A 16442-nucleotide genomic window follows, 5' to 3' on the forward strand; every position below is an offset into this window, starting at 1 on the left:
CCGTTGTTCAACATCCCGTCAAGGATCACTCGATCTCCGATGTCAGTGGATGCCTTCTGATATAGCCGTCCGCGTAGGGAACGAAGATCGATATTATGGCGAATATAGCCAACATATACTGGTACCAGCAGGACGATATGAGGGACAGGGGGTTCGCTCCGCTCCCCATAAGCGAGGCGGCTATCAATATCTGGGCCCCATAGGGCAGAAGCCCCTGAAAGACGCAGGAGAATATGTCGAGCAGCGAGGCGGTGCGTCTCGGGTCCACGCCGTATTTCAGGCTGAGCTTTTTCGAAAGCTCCCCGTTGATGAGGATGGACACTGTGTTATTGGCAGTGGCTATGTTAGTCAGGGAGACCATACCCGCTATGCCGAGCTCCGCGGTCTTTCGATTCCCTATCACCTGGCTGACCTTGCCGAGTATCCAGTCTATTCCTCCCCCCCGTTCGACCATCCTGGCCAGACCGCCCATGAGCATCGACAACAGGAAGATGTCCATCATGCCGGTAAAGCCTCCGTAGATGGCCTGAGAGTATCCCAACATGGAGAAGGTGTGGTTCCACAGACCTATGGCCCCGGAGAAGAGGATCCCTCCGGTCAGGACGACGAAGACGTTCATGCCACCCAGGGCCGAGACCAGAACGAAGATGTAGGGAAGAACCTTGACGAAATCGTAGCTGTATTCCCCGGCTGGCACTACCGTCTCGGGAGATCCGTATATGACCAGCAGCACTATGGTGACAATCGCCGCCGGAATGGCTATGGCGGCGTTTACGTTGAACTTGTCCTTCATACGAACTCGCTGGGTCCTTGTAGCGGCGATGGTGGTGTCCGATATTATGGAGAGATTATCTCCGAACATACACCCGCCTATTACGGCTCCAACCGCAAGGGTCACGTTGAGACCTCCGGCCTGGGCTATCCCGACCCCGATGGGGGTCATGGCCACCACTGTCCCGACGGAGGTCCCGGTTGCCGTAGCTATGAAGGCCGATATGACGAACAATCCCGCCGAGGCGTACTTGGGCGACAGAACCGCCATGCCCATATCCACAACCGCGTCGACCCCTCCGATCTCCCTGGATACAGTGGTGAAGGCTCCGGCCAAAAGGTAGATCAGGCACATTATGACTATGTTGGAATCCCCGCATCCCTTGACGAGCATGTCGAACTTCTCGTCCACGGTTCCCTTAACGATAAAAAAGGCCGCAACTATCCCGATTATCACCGCCACAGGCGACGGCAGCTGATAGAAGGCCTTGTCCACTCCCTTGGCGGTCAGTATGACTCCCGTGGCAAGATAGACGAACACGAACACCAACAGGGGCAGAAACGCCAGACCTCTGCCCGATTCCTTCTTTTCCGACATCATTCCACCGATCCTCCTAATCCTCTAACAGCTCGGGACGAATCGGCAACCGGCCATATTCGCGTCCTGCGTCCATTATCGCCTTGATATTCTCCATGGGAGTACCCTTGGGGATCTGACAACCGGTGCAGAGGATGAATCCCTTGGGGGAATCCCAGGCCTTCCTTATGCACTCCCTAGCGGACCGGAACACGTCGGCAACAGTCCCGTTGGCCACAATGTCGACTGGAGGGATGTTGCCGGTAATAACGACTCTGTCTCCCATCACGTTCTTGGCGTCTTCCAGGTCCTCCACGTTATCTATGGAGAAGTTACCTATACCGGCCTCGACGCAGTCCTCCCATAGAGCCCGGCTCTTCCCGCAGATATGCATGGTTGGCCTGCCTCCGGTGCAATCGGCCACGTGGGTCACGTTGCGCTTCATGTAGGGCAGGGAGAAACTCCTGAACTGCTTGGGGCTTATGACGCTGGTGGAGGACACGGGATCGCAGAACCCCACCCCCAATCCCAGCTGGGCCACCGCCTCTATGTAGCGATCGTTCGACTCGGTTATTACCTCCATCACCTGATGCACCTTCTCGGGGGCCCTGACCATCCACTTGAGCAGATTCTCCGTCCCCACTACTGAAGCGGCCACGCTGAAGGGCCCTGTCATGGAAGCCCCTATGTCGGCCACGTCCCCCAGGGTATCCTTTATGATCTCCAGGGCCTTGAGCAACAGAGGAAGCTTGCCGTCCCTACGGGGATCCGCCGGCTCGAGACGATCCACGTCGTCGAAATCCTTCACCACAGGCTCCAGCAGATAGCTGATGTTGTCCTCCGGATAGCCTATTCTGGACCCCATGGCCTCCGCCATTCCTCTCAAGGTTGTGGATATGCCTATGCTGTCGTGGTGCAGATAGTCGAACAGAGCTATCTCCAGCTCGGCCATCTTTTCCGCCGAATGATAATACTCTTTGGTGGTCACTCCTATGAACTCCGATTTTGTAACCCCCATGTCGGGAACCACCGGGATGCGGTCCATAGACTCTCCCTTGGAGAACGCCGTCATCCGCTCCTTCGGGGTCATTTCATCCTTGAACACAAAAATTCACTCTTTTTCCCATAAAACTATCCCCTTTAGATATTATCTTTATTACTTGAAGTAAGTTTACTGTGTACGATAAAAGCTGTCAAATGACAAATTCATACAAAAAGCGGAGGCAGATCCTCAGGGATCTGCCTCCGCTTTTTATATCTAATTTTATGCTCTAATTCTCGAAAATTCCCTTGACCGCTACCTCTCCGTCTTCCATCATCACCCGGCCTCGAGAGACCACGTGACGGATGGCCAGATCCGGGGTCAGCACCACGAGATCCGAGTCGTAACCCCGTTCCAGACGGCCCTTTCCTCTCAACCCAAGCCCGTCTGCCACGTTGGAGGTGACCATGGCTACAACGGTCTCCAGAGGAACCAGACCGGCGTCCACCGCCGATTTTATCCGTTCCATAAGGGATCTGGGAGACCCCATCGCCATTCCGATCAGCCTCTTACGATCGTCGAATTTAGGTAGGCTTCCGTTTCCGTCGGAGCTGAGGGTTACCGAGGAGAGATCGGCGCCGGCCCTCAAAAAGGCCTCTATGGCACCAAGAGCCCGACCGTCCGCGGTTATGTCCGCCCTGCCGCCGCAGAGGACAAGGTCAACCGCCTCCTTCAGGAGGTCTTCCGTCCGCCCCACGTGGGTGGGGACGAAGTGGCCCGGCGGCACCTCCAATCCTCGAAGGGCCTCCCTGATCGGGCTGAGTCCGGAGCTCTCCGACCCCATATGGACGCAGACAACCCCGAACTTGCCGGACAGCATCCCCGCCGTCCTGACGTCCGACACCAGTCGCCTGATCTCCTGGACCGAGGGGTGGGAGCAACGGTGATCCGACAGGGCCATCTTGACCCCGATCACCTTGTCTATAAGGACCATGTCCCTCATTGTCGATCCGGTCATGGCGGGAGAGGGTATACGATATGAGCCGGTGTATATCCACGTGCTCAATCCCTCGGCCTCCAACCCTCTGGCCTTAGCCAGAAGCTCCTCCAGAGAGCGGGACACTCCGTCGGTACCGAGAAGTCCGACCGCTCCTGTGACCCCGGCCTTCAAAAATGACGAAAGCTCGGCAGGAGGGGTTCTGAACTCCGGGCCTCCCTCTCCTCCGGCGCCGTTGAAATGGTTATGCTGATCTATGAACCCCGGAACCACCTTGCATCCCCCGGCATCCAGAACCTTGAGGTCTGGAAAGACGGACCTCAAGGTTAATTCATCCATAGATGGTTCAACCGACTCGATCCTTCCCCCTAGGGATAGGAAATCCACCGTCTTCGTCTTGGTTGAAACCGGGAAAAACGACGTGCCTCCCTTTATTAAAAGTGGACTCACCTTACAAAAACGGTTCAAGCCCATCGACCCCTTCCCTTCTCTTTATGGATACTAACTACGTACACTTTATTTGTATCCATAAAAGATAATAAACCTCAGAGATCGAGCTGTCAACTACGGAACAAAGATGTACAATACGGTAAACGTCGCATATAGGGAGGTATATTCATGGACAGTTTATACGTTGGGGCCGCCAGAGACCTGATCACGGCCTGCATAGATCTCCAGAAGTTGAACAAATACATCAGAGACCACGAAGGGATGCCTCCGGCTTTTTTCATGGCGATACCGGGAGAGTCGGCGCCTCTCATGACCAGCCTGGCTGTGGACGACAACGACAAGATATCACTGTCCCTCGGCAGGGGGTATCACGATCTGGACGAGGAGTTCAGCAGGGATCCACAGGGGGTATCGGCCTTTTTCTTCACCTGCACCATCGGGACGAAGGACTCCCTGTCCGATCAGGCCCTGGAGTGGTACGACTCGATAGAATACGAACCGGACGGGATCCTGTACCCCGAGCCGCTGGTCTACGACGATTTTTTCGACAGCGTAAGGTGTCCCGAGGCGGGAGAGATTATCTGCTTTCTATACGCGATAAAGGCTGTAATAGAGCTCTGTAAGAAGGGGACCATCATGACAGAGGACTTCAGGGAGAGAAGGCCCACCGTCTTCGTGTCGGGCCATCCCTCCTGTCCCCTCATAGGGATAGGAGAGGAGTTGTTCCATCGGGATACCTTCGCAGAGGTGGAGGCCCTTCCGTCCATGGACCGGTCGATCAGGGAGCTGCCGGTTATCGATACCGGCTGGACCGTGGGAGCCAAGAAACTGGGAAGAGAAGATAGAGGCGGGCAGACCTTCATGGTCGTCGAGCTGGAGGGAGAGACCACCTCTGGAAAAAAGATACCTGTGAACGGAGGCGGCCTCATATCCCTATGGAAGACCCTGGAGACCCTCTTCTCGACGGGAGCCATGGGGAAGCCGGGCATACCGGCCAGGCTAAGGATATGCCACCCCGGCCTGGCCCCCATGGCGAAGACTTTCATAGGAGACATGGTGGAGGTGACCCAGGCGGACCCCACCGATTCCATGGCGGTTCTTTTGAATCTCGAGTGAGGAAAAAGACGAAGGGAGCCCGTTTCCGGGCTCCCTTCGCAGTTCATCCGATATGGATCACCTGCCCGCCATGATGGCGGCCACGTCCTCCTCCACCGTTCCGATTCCCCTTATGCCGAAGTTGTCCACCAGCACCTTGGCGACGTTGGGCGAGAGGAAGGCGGGAAGGGTGGGCCCGAGGCGGATATCCTTGACCCCTAAAAAGAGCAGGGCCAGAAGTACGGCCACGGCCTTCTGTTCGTACCAGGCGATGTCGTAGGAGATGGGCAGCTCGTTGATGTCCTCCAGGCCGAAGGCCTCCTTCAGCTTGAGGGCTATAACGGCCAACGAGTAGGAATCGTTGCACTGACCGGCGTCTAGCACCCTGGGAATGCCACCGATGTCGCCCAGGTTCAGCTTGTTGTAGCGATACTTGGCGCATCCCGCCGTCAGTATAACGGCGTCTTTGGGAAGGGCCTCGGCGACCTCCTTGTAGTAGTCTCTCGTCTTGTGACGACCGTCGCATCCGGCCATTACGACGAAGCGCTTGATAGCGCCGCTCTTCACGGCTTCCACGATCTTGTCCGCCAGAGCCATCACCTGATCGTGGGCGAACCCTCCGACGATCTTTCCCGTCTCCAGCTCTGTCGGGGCCGGACAGGATTTGGCCTTCTCTATCACGGCGGAGAAGTCCTTGGGCTTTCCGTCCTCCCTGTCGGGGATGTGGACCACTCCGGGATAACCGGTCATACCGGTGGTGAATAGCCTGTCCTTGTAGGTGTTCTTCGACTTCAGGGGCACAAGGCAGTTGGTGGTCATCAGTATGGCTCCGTTGAAAGCCTCGAACTCGTCGTTCTGAAGCCACCAGGAGTTGCCGTAGTTCCCCACGAAATGGTCGTACTTCTTGAAAGCAGGATAGTAGTGGGCCGGAAGCATCTCCCCGTGGGTGTAGACGTCCACGCCGGTCCCCTCGGTCTGCTTGAGCAGGTCCTCCATGTCTCTCAGGTCGTGACCGCTGATAAGTATGGCCGGATTGTTCCGAACCCCCAGCTCTACCTCGGTGATCTCCGGCTTGCCGTAGGTCTCGGTGTTGGCCCTGTCCAGAAGGGCCATGGTCTGTACAGCGAAATCGCCGGCCTTCATGACCATGGCGACCATCTCGTCCACAGACAGGTCCTTCGTGGTGGAGTCCAGGGCCTCCATGAAGAAGCCGTAGATCTTCGGATCCTCGTAGCCCAGCACGGCGGCGTGGTCTCCGTAGGCGGCTATCCCCTTAAGGCCTATGACCAGAAGCTCCCTGAGGGAACGAACGTCCTCGTTCTCCGTCGCCAGCACCCCCACCGAGAGGGCCTTGTCGGCGTACTCGGATATGGAACCATCCCAGGTGGCGCAGTCCGGAACGGAACCGTCGAAGCTTCGCCCTTCCTTCTCTTTATAGGCGGCCTCGAAACGAGCTCTCAGGTCGTCCCTTCTCTTGATGGCCTCGCCTATGAGCCCGACGAAGCGGTCGTCGTCCCAGTTGGCGTTGGTTATGGTGGCGAAGAGTCCCTGGGCTATGAAGAGCCCGTCGGATTTATCCAAAACCCCCAGATTTTCGGCTTTCTTCCCCCAGACGGCTATCCCCTTTAAGACGTATATCAGAAGATCCTGTAGGTTAGCGGTGGATTCGGGCTTTCCGCAGACCCCCCTGACGGTGCAACCCGAGTTCTTGGCGGTCTCCTGACACTGGAAACAGAACATGGACATTCTTTCATCTCCCCCTCTGTGTAAGGTTATAATAAGCACGGGGAAACTTATCCCCGCACATCACGCTTATCATAATGGACTATGAAAAAACATATATCCTTGACCGACGTCAAGAAAACGAGGGGGGATTCGCCAGGTGACCATGGAAAAGGCGATGGAGAGGATTCCCGGATTCAACGGACTTTCCCGGGATGAGACCGAAAAGATACTCTCGATCTCCATACTCAAGAAGGCGAGAAAAAAGGAGATAATCTTCTCCGACGGGGAGGTCGGAGAGGGGTTCTTCGCCGTGCTCAGAGGCAGGGTGAGGGTCTACAAGATGTCCGAGGAGGGGCGAGAGGTGATACTCCACGTCTGCGGCCCGGGGGACCACTTCGGCCAGGTGTCCATGTTCGCCGGAAAAAACTATCCCGCCTGGGCCCAGGCCATGTCCGACTCGAAGCTGCTGCTCTTTCCTAGGAGGGCCTTTCTGGATCTGTTGTCCAGAGAGCCTCAGATAGCCATGTCTATGATGTCCGGCCTTTCCTCCAAGATGAGAGAGCTTACGCTACAGGTGGAGAGTCTGGCCCTCAAGGAGGTCCCGGGGCGACTGGCGTCGTATCTCATCATGCTGGCTGAGGAGAAAAAATCTCCCGGAAGCCTGCATCTGGACATTCCGAAATGGCAACTGGCCTCCGTTCTGGGGACTACCCCGGAGACCCTATCTCGGATATTCTCCGACATGACCGATCGAGGGCTGATAGATCTGGACAGGAGGGACGTCACGCTTCTGGACCACACCGCCCTGAAGGAACTGGCGGAACACGGCAGATTCTACGACGTCAGGACCCCAAAAAAATAGGAGACGGCCCGAAAGGACCGCCTCCTGACCTGTGAGAGAGAAAATCCCAGTTAAACCGGAATCTTAACGTGGCTATTTCTCCTCTATGGAATCGATCATACCCTCCATCTGAGGGTGATCCCCTATCATCACCAACATGATGTACTCGGAGTCGTCGCCACAGAGCACGGCGTTGCACTCGACACCACTGGGATTCTGGAAGCCGAACATGTACACGTCACCATCCTCTTCCGGTTCGGTGGCGTTGAGTTGCTGGGCATAGGCATATGCGAGGTCTTTTATCGCCGTCCCGTCGTTGTCCTCTACAGTCACGGTAAGAGCGGCGGACTTATCGTTCGCCATAATCGTGACGGTGCTTCCGTCCTGAGATACCCTCCATCCGTCGGGAACTTCAATGGAAAAACGGGGATATTCGACAGTAGCGGCAAAGGCACTCAGTGAAAGGGCAAGAACGAGCACCAGCGAAAGCAGAAAACATCTCTTCTTCATAGTAAAGAAAACCTCCTCGATTACGGCGACGGCGCCGTTTTTTCACACGATAAAATTCTACATTCCGGACGACATGGTCGTCCATAACCCGAGGTCGAGGTTTTAAAGAGAGACGAAATTTTTTTTCGAAAAACGCAACTCCATCGACGACACCCCCGAAAGGAGAGCTCCACCTGTGACGAGAGACCGTCTATTCTCACCCCCTAAATACGGAACTCAAACCATATACAGAAAACGAATGGGAGCTTTTCTCGACAAAAATATCATACAAAATAAAAGATGGGTCTACATTGAGGCCCCATCGGGATTCGGAAAGACCGTATCCATCTCCCGATGGATCAGCCCCCTCAGGAACAAGCTGGCATGGATAAACCTCTCCATCGACGACGACGTTCCGGAACGTTTCGTTCACAAGCTGGTGAAGGCCATGGCCTTCGCTCAGAAGTCCAACAGAAAACTCGCCAAGGCCGCCGAATCGACAGGTCCACCTCGGGAGGTGCTGTACCGATCCGTCTCGTCCCTTTTAGACAACGACAAGAACTACGTCGTGGTCGTAGACGACTTTCAACACATATCCGACAACGAAACCCTGGAGATATTATCAGAGCTGGCGATAAATCCATCCTTTCGATTTACTTTATGCATACTCAGCAGAAAAGGCCCCCCGAAGGAGCTGTCCCCCTCGATACTGAACGGCAATATGGCACTGATGACGGAGGAATACCTCGTCATGGACGAAGAGGAGATATCCTCCATGATGACCAAGCACCATATGAGCCGGAGAAAATCGGAAGAGGTCATATCCGAGACGAAGGGGTGGCCGGTAGCGGTAAACTCCTATCTGATGGGAGACGAAGGCGACTGGAGCCTTCTGGACGACTATCTCGACTCCCGGGTGTGGGACAGATGGCCCGAGGAGGTCAGGGAATTCATGGTAAGGGCAGCACCCTGTCCCAGGCTGGACGAGGATATATGCCGCAGCCTGAACGGATCGAGAAACTACGAGCCCCTTCTGAAACACATCCGCAGCAGCGACGCCTTCCTGGAAAACTCGGAGGACGGCGGATACAGCATATTCCCCCCCTTCAGGGAGTATCTGCTCAGAAGGATCAACTCCCAGCTGAGTAAAGACAGGATCGACGAGATACATCGGTATCTTGGCAGAATATTCTTCGACGAAGGGGACTACCTGGTAGCGGCGGATCTATACGTGAGGTGCCTCTGCCTCTCCGGACTGTCCGACTGCTGCACGGCCATGACGAAATACAGAAAGGAGATCTCGGTCCACAGCAGATTCCGTTTCTTCAAGGAGAGAGTGTTAGGACGGATCAAGTTCACCGAAGACGAGGGACTGCCTCTTCTGGCCCAATCGGCCTTCATGTACTACCTGGACGGCAACGCCGAAAGGTTCACCGAGATCATGGACATGCTGTACAAGAGGGCGGAGAGATGCGGAGACGGCCCCTTCGCGTCCTTTCTGACATTGCTGAAGGTCCTGGACTTCAGGATACCTCTGAATCTCTACCTTGAGAGGGTGATAGACGGCAAGGAGACTCCCACGTCGTCCATATGCTTCGGAAAATCCCCGTCTCCCGGAACTTTCACCGCCAATATGCCCTTGATGCACAGATCCCTCAGGGAGAGGTCCGACCTGGCTCTGTCGATGGAGGAGCTTCACAAAACAATGGCTAGATACAGGGAACCTCTGAAGAAATTTCTGGGACAAGATCACATCATACTTCGGGAATGTCAATTCGCCGGGGTACTGTATGAACAAAACCACCTAGAGGAAGCCTACCATCATGCGGTGGAGGCTCAAACCGTTGTAATGAAGGTAAACTGCCGTCGTGACGTCCGTTTCTGCTCCGACATGATACTGATCCACATTCTAAAGGCCATGGGACGAAGAGACGAGGCGTCAATGATAGCTTGCGAGATGGAGAGACAGATCAACCGCGACAGAGCCACCGACCTGATCCCCAACCTCAAAGCCTGGAGATTCCGGGAAAGGATGGTCTCAGGAGACGGAACGGCTGCGGAGGAGTGGCTGATATCCTACGGAGAAAACCCTATTTTACAGCCGGACCTATACGACATCTACCGACACTTCACCACCGAGAGGGCTCTTATTGCATCGGGAAAACCTGCTTTAGCCGTCCTGTTCGGGGAAAAACTTCTCCGTCTAAGCCAAGACTTCAATAGACCTATGGACGAGCTTGAATCCTACATCCTCCTCTCCACGGCCTACTGGAGCACCGACGACAGAACACGGTCCTACGAATACATCGAAAAAGCTCTGGCCCTGGCCGAACCTTACGGCTACGTGAGGATGTTTCTCGACGAGGCCCTGTCGATAAAGCCGATGATGGTCTCGTTTCTCAGGAGGACGAAATCCGACGGCAGGCGGATATCCGGCTTCGCCTCCGAGGTGGCCCTGGCCGTCACCGGAACTAGTTACGAAGACGTTGTCCCGAGCCTCGAAGAGACCTCTTTGAGCGAGAGGCAGATGAGGATTCTGGCCCTGCTCAAGGGTAACGGCAGCTACAGGGATATAGCGGAGGATCTAGGCATAGCCCACTCCACCGCCAAATACCACGTGACCAGACTCTACCGTTTTCTGGGAGTCTCGAACGGGGCGGAAGCCCTGAGAAAAGCCCGCTCCATGGGGATAATATGAAGGGAGGAACAGCGAGGATGTTGAAAGTATCGGCGAAAGACGCGATATACATTTTCGAGCCGGAGATGAGCCCGGCGGCATCGGTCAAACCGGGGGAGGTCTTCAAGGTGGAGACCAGCGACTGTTTCTGCGGCCAGATAAAGTCGGAGGGAACCCTCTGCTCCGAGATAGACTTCGACCGCATAAACCCGGCGACCGGCCCGATAACCATAGAGGAAGCCGAGCCTGGAGACACACTGGCGGTGGAGATAATAAGAATGGATCTGGCGGACCACGGCGTGGCCGTTACCGTTCCGGGAGAGGGACTGCTGGGAGATTCGGTGGAGCGTCCGTCCACAAAGATCATCCCCATAAGAGACGGCAAGTGCCTCTTCGCCGGCCTGTCTCTTCCGGTGAAACCGATGATAGGTGTTATAGGGGTAGCTCCGGAGGAGGGGGCCTTTCCGACAGGAACTCCCTGGAGTCACGGAGGAAACATGGACACGAAGGACATAGGTCCGGGAGCGACCCTCTACCTTCCGGTCCGCCGTCCCGGAGCCCTTCTGGCCATGGGAGACTGCCACGCCGTCATGGGAGACGGCGAGGTGTGCTGCTCCGGATGCGAGGTAGCCGCCACCATAACCCTGAGGACCTCTCTCATAAAGGGAAGCTCACGAAAATGGCCGATTCTTGAGACCTCCGAGGGATTATCCGTCATAGTATCCGGAGAGAACCTGGATTCGGCCCTGTCGGAGGCCACCTCCGAGGCGGTGGACATGCTTAAAGCGGGGCTGGGACTCTCCTGGGAGGACGCCTACGTTCTATCCAGCCTGGCCATGGACCTGAGGATATCCCAGCTGGTGGACCCGAAAAAGACGGTCCGAGGGGTCATACCCATAAAGGTTATGTCTCCCTCCCGACTGTTCGGGAATTTATCTTACAGAGGAGATTAATAGATATGAAAGACATCCGCGACTACGTTAAGGAGCAATACGGAAAGGCCATAAAAAGCGGTTCGTCGTGCTGCGGATCGGGAGGATGCTGCTGCGGCACGAACGGCGAGGACCCCTTCGGCATAACCTGCGGAAACTACGACCAAGGAACCCTGGAAAATACGCCGGGGGAGACTTCCGGCCAGTCTTTCGGATGCGGAAACCCCTTCATGGAAGCGAATATAAGTCTCGGCGAGACCGTCCTCGATCTAGGCAGCGGCGCCGGATTGGACCTCTTCCTAGCATCGGAGATGGTCGGCCCGAAAGGCAAAGTCATAGGGCTCGACATGACCGACGAGATGCTCGCCACAGCCGAATCGAACCTCAAGGGGATAGAAAACGTCTCTCTAGTCAAAGGCTACATAGAGGATATGCCTATAGAAAGCGAGTCCATCGACGTGATCATCTCCAACTGCGTTATAAACCTCTCTCCGCATAAGGAAAGGGTTTTCAAGGAAGCCTTTCGCGTCCTCCGTCCCGGCGGACGTCTCTGCGTTTCCGACACGGTTTTCACCCGTTCCGTCCCGAAGTGGTTCGTCGAAAACCTGGCGGCGTGGTCCGGCTGCCTCTCAGGCGGTCTACAGGAGACGGAATACGAGATAAAACTGAGGGAGGCGGGATTTAACGAGGTGGAGGTAAGGCGTAAAAAAGTGTACTCCATCTCCGAGTCGGCGGCCTCGTCGGCGTTCCCCGGAATATCCGAGGAGAGACGAAGTGAAATAGACGGCGCCCTTGCCAGCGCCATCATATTGGGGAAAAAGCCCCTTGAAGAAGAGTGAGTCTCGGTCACTCCTTGCTTCCGGGGCCGAGGAACCTGTCCAGCAACAGGGCGGTGTAGAGATTGAGGCAGGTACGAAAATTCCTCAGATCGTGGCCCGAATAGACCTTTATCTTGTCCAACCTGTATATGACGGTATTCCTGTGCAGGTGAAGCTCCTTCGCTGTGTTGACCAGTGAGAAGCCGCTCTCGCACCACGATCGAATCGTATCCTTGAGCTCGTTCCAGTCCGGCTCCTCCCGGAGGGTCCTCAGGCTGGACAGCACGAACCGGTTTCTCACCGATGGGGCGACGGTGGATATCATCTCCTCCAGCCGATAGTCGTCTATACAGTAGACCCCGGGCCCCTGCATGAACTTCTTCCCCAGGGTCAAGGCCCTCCAGGACTCCTTATAGGAAGCGGCCAAATCGGCAATCCCCAGGGCGGGAGACCCTATTCCCACGGCGGCGTTTAGCCCCTCGTCGGTTATCCTGCCCAGAAGGTCCTCGGTCTTCTCCCTGGTTACCGTGACGGCATTTGACGGTGCCGGATAGGACTCGGCAGGCCGAACCCCGTGGAGCACCACGAAACGGTTGTTGCTCTCCATGGTGGATATATCCTTTGGACCGTTGAAGATCCTCCTTATCTCCAGGAGGATCTTTCTCTTTACGCCCTGTATCACTGTCTCGGGCTTCTCCCCCTCCCGGTTGACGTAATCCCTCCTCACTGACAGGGCGAACCGTCCGAACTGGTACAGATCCACCGCCACGGGAACGTATATCCATGTCCTGTCGTATCTGAACTCCGAGGCCCTGGCGAGGAGGATGGTCTCGTTGCTGACCCCCGGGACGAAGGTGGACAGGTCCTGGATGAAATCCTGAAGTATATGCTCCCTGTTGGCCGCGTGCTCGAAGAACTCCCTCTCCTTAAGAAGTATCTCTATCTGTTTTTTCACTATCAACGCGAAGGGACGGACCTTATCGGCGTCTCCGGTTATGGCCATAGACCCCACCACGGAACCGGACATTGAGCTTATGGGATAGGTAACCCCCGGCAGGGTTCCCTTGAGCCCCCTGGCCTCGTCCTCTGAGGTGGAGCTGCCCCTCCTCTCGGCTATGACCGCCAGAGAGGCCTCGTGAAGTTCTCCGACCCTGTTCTCGTCGCTTGCTCCCACTATCACCCCGTCGGTATCGGTGATTATGACGTTGTAGCCTATGACGTCCGATGTGGACCTGGCTATCTCCATGGCGTGCCGCCTCAGGGTAGAATCGGACCAATTAGGACGAGACTTTATGACCATTTTTTATGGGAACCTCCTCTTTGTATGAACCGTACAAACCACCGCCTCTATTGAGCCACAAATCATGTTTTTTTTCAACGATGATTGTACAGACAATTGAGACTAGACTTTAGCTGCAAGATGAAAGATCTTTCCAAGATCGATATAAATACATTGAGGAGGTTTGTCATGAGGCTTGAACTGCACAGGGCCGAGGTCCGGGACCTGCGATGGGGCACCCCCACCAGGCTGGAGAATCACGTCCTCTACGTGGACAAAGAGGAAGCCGTCGCTGCCATAAGCGACGACGATCGCATAGAGAGCTGGGAGATCGACCTGGCCAGACCGGGCGAGTCGGTTCGGATAATCCCGGTTAAGGACGTAATAGAGCCCCGGGTCAAACTGGAGGGAGGAAGCGGATTCTTCCCGGGAGTACTGGGCCCCAACGAGACGGCCGGGGACGGCAAGACTCTGGTCCTCAGCGGAGCGGCAGTGGTGTCCGCCGGGCCGATAATGGCCTTCCAGGAGGGCTTTATCGACATGACCGGGCCCGGAGCGGAGCACACACCGTTCTCCAAGACCTTCAACGTGGTCGTAAACGCCCATCCCGTAGAGGACCTCGAGAAGCACCAGTACGAGGAGGCATTGAGGCTCGCAGGACTTAAGGTAGGCCTTTATCTGGCTGAGTGCTGCAAGGACGCCGATATCGACAAGGTGGAGGTCTTCGAGAGAGGAACCGTGGCGGAGGAGGCACTCAAGTATCCCGACCTTCCCAAGGTGGCCCATCTCTGTATGTGCATCACCCAGGGGCTCCTTCACGACACCTATCTTTACGGAGTGGACATGAAGAACATACTTCCCACGCTGGTCCATCCGAACGAGATAATCGACGGAGCCATGGTATCGGGGAACTGCGTGTCCGCCTGCGACAAGAACACCAGCTGGCATCACGTCAACGACCCGGTCATAAAGGAACTCTACGCCCTTCACGGCAAGGAGATCAACTTCCTCGGAATGATTCCCACGCTGGAATCCACCGTGCTGGCCGGCAAGGAGAAGACATCTTCCTTCAACGCCAAACTGGCCCACGAGCTCGGGGCCGACGGGGTCATAATCACAGAGGAAGGCTACGGCAACCCCGACACGGACATCTGTATGAACGTCAAGAAATGCGAGGCCCTGGGAATCAAGACTGTGGTCATAGCGGACGAGGCCTCCGGAACCGACGGATCCGGACAGGGGCTGGCCGACGCGACTCCGGAGCTCACCGCCTTCGTTTCCGCCGGAAACGTCAACGAGATGCTGGAGGTTCCCGCGATGGACAGGGTGATAGGCTACCCCGAATCGATAGCTCACGTGTCCGGAGGAGCCGACGACAGCCTCAGGGAGGACGGTTCGATGTACGTCGAGCTTCAGTCGATAATAGGATCGACCTGCGAGATCGGTACGAACCGTACCGGCTCGGAGTGGGTTTAGGCTGGGAGGATATAGCGATGACCTTCAGGATAGTCCACTACATAAACCAGTTTTACGCGGGAATCGGAGGAGAGGAAAAGGCCCATGTCGTGCCGGAGTCCAGGCCGGGATTCGTCGGTCCGGGACTTGCTCTTAACGGCGCCCTCGGCTCGGAGGCCAAGGTGGTAGGCACGGTTATCTGCGGCGACAGCTACTACGGAGAGCACATGGACGAGGCCAGAGAAGACGTGCTGAAGATGATAGAGGCCTTCGAGCCCGACGGGGTGGTCGCAGGGCCGGGATTCTTCGCCGGAAGATACGGGGTGGCCTGCGGCGACGTGTGCGCCTCCGTGGAGGAAAAGCTTAAGATACCCACGGTGACGGCTCTCTACCACGAGAACCCCGGAGCGGAGATGTACGCTTCGAAGACCTATATCGTCCGGGCCTCCGATAGCGCCAGAGGCATGAAGGACGCGGTAAAAACCATGAGCTCTCTGATCCTCAAGAGGCTGAAGGGCGATGCCATGGGATCCGCCATGGAAGAGGGATATCTGTCCAGAGGGATCAGAAAGGTGTTCTTCCACGAGAAGAACGGCGCCCAGAGAGCTGTGGAGATGCTCCTCAAGAAGATGGACGGCCAGCCCTTCCAGACCGAGTACGAGATGCCGGTGTTCGACAAAATTCCGCCGTCGGCTCCCATAGAGGACCTCTCCAAGGCGACCATCGCCATAATAACCTCCGGAGGCATAGTTCCCAAGGGCAACCCGGACAAGATAAGGGTATCCTCCGCCGAGAGCTACGGCATATACGACATAAGTTCACTGAACGATCTAACGCCGGACAACTACGAGTCCATCCACGGCGGCTACGATACCACCTGGGCCAACGAGAACCCCGACGTTGTCCTTCCTCTGGACGTAATGAGGGAGCTCGAAAAAGACGGAGTCATAGGCAAGCTTCACGAATACGCCTACTGCACCACCGGAACAGGCACCGCCGTAGGACACGCCGAACGCTTCGGCCAGGAAATAGGCGCAAAGCTGAAGGACAGCGGCGTAGACGGAGTAATACTAACGTCCACCTGAGGATCCTGCACTCGATGCGGCGCATCGATGTCCAGGGAAATAGAGAACGCGGCGGGTATACCGGTGGTCCAGATGGCCACCATCGTTCCGATAATGCTGACCGTCGGAGCTAACAGAATAGTTCCCGGAGTGGCCATCCCCCATCCCATAGGAGCTCCCGACCAGGGCCCCGAGGGAGACAGAAAGGTCCGGAGGAAGCTCCTGAACAAGGCGCTCGAAGCTCTGACCACCGAGGTTTCCGAACAGACAATCTTCAAGGCCTGAGGAGG

At 56.2% G+C, this 16442-nt stretch carries 13 protein-coding genes; 7 read left to right on the forward strand and 6 right to left on the reverse strand.

Going from position 1 to position 16442, the window contains the following annotated elements:
• Positions 1-25: 25 nt before the first annotated feature.
• The 3 genes from L2W48_RS02870 to iadA form a co-directional block, all read right to left on the reverse strand.
• Positions 26-1372, reverse strand: coding sequence for a Na+/H+ antiporter NhaC family protein (locus tag L2W48_RS02870; protein ID WP_236099092.1), 1347 nt, complete (start codon positions 1370-1372; stop codon positions 26-28).
• Between the two features lie 13 nt (positions 1373-1385).
• Positions 1386-2453 (reverse strand): methylcobamide--CoM methyltransferase, encoded by a 1068-nt coding sequence (locus L2W48_RS02875; RefSeq protein WP_040382406.1) that lies wholly within the window; start codon positions 2451-2453, stop codon positions 1386-1388.
• 166 nt (positions 2454-2619) lie between these two features.
• Entirely contained in the window at positions 2620-3777 is a 1158-nt protein-coding gene (iadA, locus tag L2W48_RS02880; RefSeq protein ID WP_236116497.1) for a beta-aspartyl-peptidase, read from the reverse strand.
• A 168-nt stretch (positions 3778-3945) separates the two neighbouring features.
• Here iadA and L2W48_RS02885 point away from each other — a divergent pair, with 168 nt between their 5' ends.
• Positions 3946-4893 carry a hypothetical protein gene (locus L2W48_RS02885; RefSeq protein ID WP_005660030.1) on the forward strand — a complete coding sequence of 316 codons (948 nt, stop codon included), beginning with the start codon at positions 3946-3948 and terminating at the stop codon, positions 4891-4893.
• A gap of 57 nt (positions 4894-4950) precedes the next feature.
• On the opposite strand, the gene hcp is transcribed toward L2W48_RS02885, so the two are convergent.
• A complete protein-coding gene (gene hcp / locus L2W48_RS02890; RefSeq protein WP_236099094.1) occupies positions 4951-6618 on the reverse strand; it encodes a hydroxylamine reductase in 1668 nt (555 codons plus the stop codon).
• A 142-nt stretch (positions 6619-6760) separates the two neighbouring features.
• On the opposite strand from hcp, the gene L2W48_RS02895 reads away from it, so the two are divergent.
• Positions 6761-7459 (forward strand): Crp/Fnr family transcriptional regulator, encoded by a 699-nt coding sequence (locus L2W48_RS02895; protein ID WP_040383042.1) that lies wholly within the window; start codon positions 6761-6763, stop codon positions 7457-7459.
• Between the two features lie 72 nt (positions 7460-7531).
• On the opposite strand, the gene L2W48_RS02900 is transcribed toward L2W48_RS02895, so the two are convergent.
• A complete protein-coding gene (locus L2W48_RS02900; protein ID WP_236099095.1) occupies positions 7532-7948 on the reverse strand; it encodes a hypothetical protein in 417 nt (138 codons plus the stop codon).
• Positions 7949-8123: 175 nt separating this feature from the next.
• Between L2W48_RS02900 and L2W48_RS13080 the strand changes: the two genes are divergently transcribed.
• Genes L2W48_RS13080 through arsM form a run of 3 tightly spaced genes read left to right on the forward strand, consistent with a single transcriptional unit; the run spans position 8124 to position 12375 of the window.
• Positions 8124-10625 (forward strand): winged helix-turn-helix domain-containing protein, encoded by a 2502-nt coding sequence (locus tag L2W48_RS13080; RefSeq protein ID WP_236114967.1) that lies wholly within the window; start codon positions 8124-8126, stop codon positions 10623-10625.
• A gap of 17 nt (positions 10626-10642) precedes the next feature.
• Positions 10643-11557: an acetamidase/formamidase family protein gene (locus L2W48_RS02910; RefSeq protein WP_236099097.1), complete on the forward strand. Its 915-nt coding sequence runs from the start codon at positions 10643-10645 to the stop codon at positions 11555-11557.
• Positions 11558-11562: 5 nt separating this feature from the next.
• Positions 11563-12375: an arsenite methyltransferase gene (gene arsM / locus L2W48_RS02915; protein ID WP_236099098.1), complete on the forward strand. Its 813-nt coding sequence runs from the start codon at positions 11563-11565 to the stop codon at positions 12373-12375.
• 7 nt (positions 12376-12382) lie between these two features.
• On the opposite strand, the gene L2W48_RS02920 is transcribed toward arsM, so the two are convergent.
• Positions 12383-13654, reverse strand: a complete 1272-nt coding sequence (locus tag L2W48_RS02920) for a CdaR family transcriptional regulator (RefSeq protein ID WP_156775072.1) — start codon at positions 13652-13654, stop codon at positions 12383-12385.
• A 168-nt stretch (positions 13655-13822) separates the two neighbouring features.
• On the opposite strand from L2W48_RS02920, the gene L2W48_RS02925 reads away from it, so the two are divergent.
• Positions 13823-15109 (forward strand): glycine/sarcosine/betaine reductase component B subunit, encoded by a 1287-nt coding sequence (locus tag L2W48_RS02925; protein WP_236099099.1) that lies wholly within the window; start codon positions 13823-13825, stop codon positions 15107-15109.
• 17 nt (positions 15110-15126) lie between these two features.
• The gene (locus L2W48_RS02930) at positions 15127-16437 is read left to right on the forward strand and encodes a glycine/betaine/sarcosine/D-proline family reductase selenoprotein B (protein ID WP_236099100.1); all 1311 of its coding nucleotides are present in this window, start codon (positions 15127-15129) and stop codon (positions 16435-16437) included.
• Positions 16438-16442: the final 5 nt, after the last annotated feature.

Origin of the sequence: Dethiosulfovibrio russensis (assembly GCF_021568855.1) — a bacterium.
GTDB lineage: Bacteria > Synergistota > Synergistia > Synergistales > Dethiosulfovibrionaceae > Dethiosulfovibrio > Dethiosulfovibrio russensis.

Coding starts and splice junctions, on each gene's coding strand:
- L2W48_RS02870 (WP_236099092.1), bottom strand. CDS start 1,372: ATGATGTCGGAAAAGAAGGAATCGGGCAGAGGTCTGGCGTTTCTGCCC.
- L2W48_RS02885 (WP_005660030.1), top strand. CDS start 3,946: ATGGACAGTTTATACGTTGGGGCCGCCAGAGACCTGATCACGGCCTGC.
- hcp (WP_236099094.1), bottom strand. CDS start 6,618: ATGTCCATGTTCTGTTTCCAGTGTCAGGAGACCGCCAAGAACTCGGGT.
- L2W48_RS02895 (WP_040383042.1), top strand. CDS start 6,761: ATGGAAAAGGCGATGGAGAGGATTCCCGGATTCAACGGACTTTCCCGG.
- L2W48_RS02900 (WP_236099095.1), bottom strand. CDS start 7,948: ATGAAGAAGAGATGTTTTCTGCTTTCGCTGGTGCTCGTTCTTGCCCTT.
- L2W48_RS02910 (WP_236099097.1), top strand. CDS start 10,643: ATGTTGAAAGTATCGGCGAAAGACGCGATATACATTTTCGAGCCGGAG.
- arsM (WP_236099098.1), top strand. CDS start 11,563: ATGAAAGACATCCGCGACTACGTTAAGGAGCAATACGGAAAGGCCATA.
- L2W48_RS02920 (WP_156775072.1), bottom strand. CDS start 13,654: ATGGTCATAAAGTCTCGTCCTAATTGGTCCGATTCTACCCTGAGGCGG.
- L2W48_RS02925 (WP_236099099.1), top strand. CDS start 13,823: ATGAGGCTTGAACTGCACAGGGCCGAGGTCCGGGACCTGCGATGGGGC.